Genomic DNA, 5,637 nt, shown 5'->3' with positions numbered 1-5,637 from the left:
GCGAGTGAACCCCGATTGCCAGAGAACCGAGGTCGCGATCAACCAGGAAAGGGAAACGGGGAAAAGGGGAATGCAGAAAGGGCCACCCCCTGTTGGGGGTGGCCCTTTCTGAAAGATTGTCCGGCGGCGTCCTACTCTCCCACACCCTCACGAGTGCAGTACCATCGGCGCTGGAGGGCTTAGCTTCCGGGTTCGGAATGTAACCGGGCGTTTCCCCTCCGCCATGACCGCCGTAACTCTATGAACATATCAAACAATCCCGGCATCACGACACGGGTGTTCGCTTGTTCAGAGTTGCACAGTGGACGCGTAGCAGCTTAGTAGTCAAGTCCTCGGCCTATTAGTACCGGTCAACTGAACCCGTTACCGGGCTTACATTTCCGGCCTATCAACCCAGTCGTCTAGCTGGGGGCCTTACCCCACAAAGTGGGTGGGATACCTCATCTTGAAGCAGGCTTCCCGCTTAGATGCTTTCAGCGGTTATCCCTTCCGAACGTAGCTAACCAGCCGTGCCCTTGGCAGGACAACTGGCACACCAGAGGTTCGTCCGTCCCGGTCCTCTCGTACTAGGGACAGCCCTTCTCAAGTATCCTACGCGCACGGCGGATAGGGACCGAACTGTCTCACGACGTTCTAAACCCAGCTCGCGTACCGCTTTAATGGGCGAACAGCCCAACCCTTGGGACCTGCTACAGCCCCAGGATGCGACGAGCCGACATCGAGGTGCCAAACCATCCCGTCGATATGGACTCTTGGGGAAGATCAGCCTGTTATCCCCGGGGTACCTTTTATCCGTTGAGCGACACCGCTTCCACTCGCAAGTGCCGGATCACTAGTCCCGACTTTCGTCCCTGCTCGACCTGTCAGTCTCACAGTCAAGCTCCCTTGTGTACTTGCACTCAACACCTGATTGCCAACCAGGCTGAGGGAACCTTTGGGCGCCTCCGTTACCTTTTAGGAGGCAACCGCCCCAGTTAAACTACCCACCAGACACTGTCCCTGAACCGGATAACGGTCCGAAGTTAGATACCCAAATCAACCAGAGTGGTATTTCAAGATTGCCTCCACCCATACTGGCGTATGGACTTCACCGGCTCCCACCTATCCTACACAAGCTAATTCGAGTACCAATGTCAAGCTATAGTAAAGGTCCCGGGGTCTTTCCGTCCTGCCGCGCGTAACGAGCATCTTTACTCGTACTGCAATTTCGCCGGGCCTGTGGTTGAGACAGTGGGGAAGTCGTTACGCCATTCGTGCAGGTCGGAACTTACCCGACAAGGAATTTCGCTACCTTAGGATGGTTATAGTTACCACCGCCGTTTACTGGCGCTTAAGTTCTCCGCTTCGCCCCGAAGAGCTAACAGGTCCCCTTAACGTTCCAGCACCGGGCAGGCGTCAGTCCATATACATCGAATTACTTCTTCGCATGGACCTGTGTTTTTAGTAAACAGTCGCTTCCCCCTGCTCTCTGCGGCCATACAACGCTCCACCCGCGCGGGGCTTCACGTCTCCGGCCCCCCTTCTCCCTAAGTTACGGGGGCAATTTGCCGAGTTCCTTAACCACAGTTCGCCCGATCGCCTCGGTATTCTCTACCTGACCACCTGTGTCGGTTTGGGGTACGGGCCGCTAAGAACTCGCTAGAGGCTTTTCTCGGCAGCATAGGATCACTGACTTCACCTGAATCGGCTCGGCATCACGTCTCAGCCTATGTGTGTTGCGGATTTGCCTACAACACGGCCTACACGCTTACCCCGGCACAACCACCGGCCGGGCTCAGCTACCTTCCTGCGTCACCCCATCGCTTGACTACTACCCATCAGGTTCCCACGCTCCCCACCCTCAACCCGAAGGTCTTGGATGGTTTGGGTGGTTAGCACAACGAGGTTCATCAGGGACGCTCTTTCGCGGGTACGGGAATATCAACCCGTTGTCCATCGACTACGCCTCTCGGCCTCGCCTTAGGTCCCGACTCACCCAGGGCGGATTAGCCTGGCCCTGGAACCCTTGGTCATCCGGCGGAAGGGTTTCTCACCCTTCTTTCGCTACTCATGCCTGCATTCTCACTCGTGCCGCGTCCACAACTGGGTCACCCCGCTGCTTCACTCGCGGCACGACGCTCCCCTACCCATCCACACACCTGCACAAGGAATCAAGTCCAAGCGAGGATAAAATGTGAATGCCACAGCTTCGGCGGTGTGCTTGAGCCCCGCTACATTGTCGGCGCGGAACCACTTGACCAGTGAGCTATTACGCACTCTTTAAAGGGTGGCTGCTTCTAAGCCAACCTCCTGGTTGTCTATGCGACCCCACATCCTTTTCCACTTAGCACACGCTTAGGGGCCTTAGCTGGTGATCTGGGCTGTTTCCCTCTCGACTACGAAGCTTATCCCCCGCAGTCTCACTGCCGCGCTCTCACTTACCGGCATTCGGAGTTTGGCTGATTTCGGTAAGCTTGTGGGCCCCCTAGACCATCCAGTGCTCTACCTCCGGCAAGAAACACGCGACGCTGCACCTAAATGCATTTCGGGGAGAACCAGCTATCACGGAGTTTGATTGGCCTTTCACCCCTAACCACAGGTCATCCCCCAATTTTTCAACATTGGTGGGTTCGGCCCTCCACGCGGTCTTACCCGCGCTTCAGCCTGCCCATGGCTAGATCACTCCGCTTCGGGTCTAGGACACGCGACTGAATCGCCCTATTCAGACTCGCTTTCGCTACGGCTCCCCCACACGGGTTAACCTCGCCACATGCCACTAACTCGCAGGCTCATTCTTCAAAAGGCACGCCGTCACCCCGCAAGGCTCCGACGGATTGTAGGCGAACGGTTTCAGGTACTATTTCACTCCCCTCCCGGGGTACTTTTCACCATTCCCTCACGGTACTTGTCCGCTATCGGTCACCAGGAAGTATTTAGGCTTACCAGGTGGTCCTGGCAGATTCACGGCAGATTTCAGGGGTCCGCCGCTACTCGGGAACACCCACAGAAGGTCAGCAACTTTCACCTACCGGACTCTCACCGTCTACGGTCAGCCATTCCAGACTGTTCGACTAGCCACTGACTTTGTAACTTCTCGAACAAGTGTCAGCTTGTTCAGCAGGGTCCCACAACCCCGACCACGCAACCCCTGACAGGTATCACACGCAGCCGGTTTAGCCTCGATCCGCTTTCGCTCGCCACTACTCACGGAATCACTAAATTGTTTTCTCTTCCTACGGGTACTGAGATGTTTCACTTCCCCGCGTTCCCTCCACACACCCTATGTGTTCAGGTGTGGGTGACACCACATGACTGGTGCCAGGTTTCCCCATTCGGACACCCTGGGATCACAGCTTGGTTGACAGCTCCCCCAGGCCTATCGCGGCCTCCCACGTCCTTCATCGGCTCCTGGTGCCAAGGCATTCACCGTTCGCCCTTGACAACTTGACCACAAAGATGCTCGCGTCCACTGTGCAATTCTCAACAAACGACCAACCCACAACCCGATCCGCCCCACACCAAACCCAACAACAGTTGGCGGTATGTGAGGCCAGGCCATGCCTGGCAGACTTCCAGCCCCCACACAGGAGGCCGGCGCGTCTCTGAAACAACAACCAACGGTTGTTCCTTCAGGACCCAACAGGGTGCCTACATCCCTCCCCAGCCGCACCGAGACCATCCGTTCCCACCACCCCAAAGAGCAGCTGTACTAGGTGAACCCGACCGTTGCCGAGGAAAAACTTGCCAGTGTCTCCGCCATCTGAGCACCCCGACCCAACATTCGTGGACCGCGGGCTCCTTGCACCCTTTCAGGTGAAGGTGCTCCTTAGAAAGGAGGTGATCCAGCCGCACCTTCCGGTACGGCTACCTTGTTACGACTTCGTCCCAATCGCCAGCCCCACCTTCGACGGCTCCCTCCACAAGGGTTGGGCCACCGGCTTCGGGTGTTGCCGACTTTCGTGACGTGACGGGCGGTGTGTACAAGGCCCGGGAACGTATTCACCGCAGCGTTGCTGATCTGCGATTACTAGCGACTCCGACTTCACGGGGTCGAGTTGCAGACCCCGATCCGAACTGAGACCGGCTTTTTGGGATTCGCTCCACCTCACGGTATCGCAGCCCATTGTACCGGCCATTGTAGCATGCGTGAAGCCCTGGACATAAGGGGCATGATGACTTGACGTCATCCCCACCTTCCTCCGAGTTGACCCCGGCAGTCTTCGATGAGTCCCCGCCATAACGCGCTGGCAACATCGAACGAGGGTTGCGCTCGTTGCGGGACTTAACCCAACATCTCACGACACGAGCTGACGACAGCCATGCACCACCTGTGACCGCCCCCGAAGGACCTCACATCTCTGCGAGTTTTGCGGCCATGTCAAACCCAGGTAAGGTTCTTCGCGTTGCATCGAATTAATCCGCATGCTCCGCCGCTTGTGCGGGCCCCCGTCAATTCCTTTGAGTTTTAGCCTTGCGGCCGTACTCCCCAGGCGGGGCGCTTAATGCGTTAGCTGCGGCACAGGGAACCGGAGAGGCCCCCCACACCTAGCGCCCAACGTTTACAGCGTGGACTACCAGGGTATCTAATCCTGTTCGCTCCCCACGCTTTCGCTCCTCAGCGTCAGTATCGGCCCAGAGACCCGCCTTCGCCACCGGTGTTCCTCCTGATATCTGCGCATTTCACCGCTACACCAGGAATTCCAGTCTCCCCTACCGAACTCTAGCCTGCCCGTATCGACCGCAGGCTTGGGGTTGAGCCCCAAGTTTTCACGGTCGACGCGACAAGCCGCCTACGAGCTCTTTACGCCCAATAAATCCGGACAACGCTCGCACCCTACGTCTTACCGCGGCTGCTGGCACGTAGTTGGCCGGTGCTTCTTCTGCAGGTACCGTCACTCTCGCTTCGTCCCTGCTGAAAGAGGTTTACAACCCGAAGGCCGTCATCCCTCACGCGGCGTCGCTGCATCAGGCTTCCGCCCATTGTGCAATATTCCCCACTGCTGCCTCCCGTAGGAGTCTGGGCCGTGTCTCAGTCCCAGTGTGGCCGGTCGCCCTCTCAGGCCGGCTACCCGTCGTCGCCTTGGTAGGCCATCACCCCACCAACAAGCTGATAGGCCGCGAGCCCATCCCAAGCCGAAAAACTTTCCACCACCAGCCATGCGGCCAGAAGTAATATTCGGTATTAGCCCCCGTTTCCGAGGGTTATCCCAAAGCTTGGGGCAGGTTGCTCACGTGTTACTCACCCGTTCGCCGCTCGAGTACCCCGAAGGGCCTTTCCGCTCGACTTGCATGTGTTAAGCACGCCGCCAGCGTTCGTCCTGAGCCAGGATCAAACTCTCCAACAAAAAATTAGTTGAACAGCTATCCCGGCAACAAACAAATGTTGCCAAAGGAATCCCAACCAGCCAGCAAAAACTGACCAGTCCGGGGTATAAATCATAATTGGCACTGGCTTTACAAGCACCCTGTTGAGTTCTCAAAGAACAACCACACACCGACCAGAAGCCCCACCACGTGGAACCCCAACCGGGGCTTTCCGCACCCTGTCCCCAGCGCTATCAGCGCCAGGCACTTTTACTACGTTACCCGCTCGTTTCCACCGTGTCAAACCGATATTTCTGTGCTCTCAAGCACTCCCACTCTAAACCAGCCTCAATT

3 rRNA genes are annotated in these 5,637 nt (G+C 57.3%); all 3 read right to left on the bottom strand.

Annotated features, from left to right (window positions below):
* Window positions 1-118: 118 nt before the first annotated feature.
* The 3 genes from rrf to MED01_RS31165 all read right to left on the bottom strand — a co-directional run bounded on the left by rrf (window position 119) and on the right by MED01_RS31165 (window position 5,324).
* Window positions 119-235, bottom strand: a 5S ribosomal RNA gene (gene rrf / locus MED01_RS31175).
* A gap of 85 nt (window positions 236-320) precedes the next feature.
* A 23S ribosomal RNA gene (locus tag MED01_RS31170) occupies window positions 321-3,429 on the bottom strand.
* A gap of 380 nt (window positions 3,430-3,809) precedes the next feature.
* A 16S ribosomal RNA gene (locus tag MED01_RS31165) occupies window positions 3,810-5,324 on the bottom strand.
* Together the 16S, 23S and 5S rRNA genes form the textbook arrangement of a ribosomal RNA operon.
* Between the last annotated feature and the right edge of the window lie 313 nt (window positions 5,325-5,637).

Origin of the sequence: Micromonospora alfalfae (assembly GCF_022230925.1) — a bacterium.
Lineage (GTDB): Bacteria > Actinomycetota > Actinomycetes > Mycobacteriales > Micromonosporaceae > Micromonospora > Micromonospora alfalfae.
The sequence above is the reverse complement of the archived record's forward strand: the minus strand, read 5'-3'. Positions and strand labels throughout refer to the sequence as shown.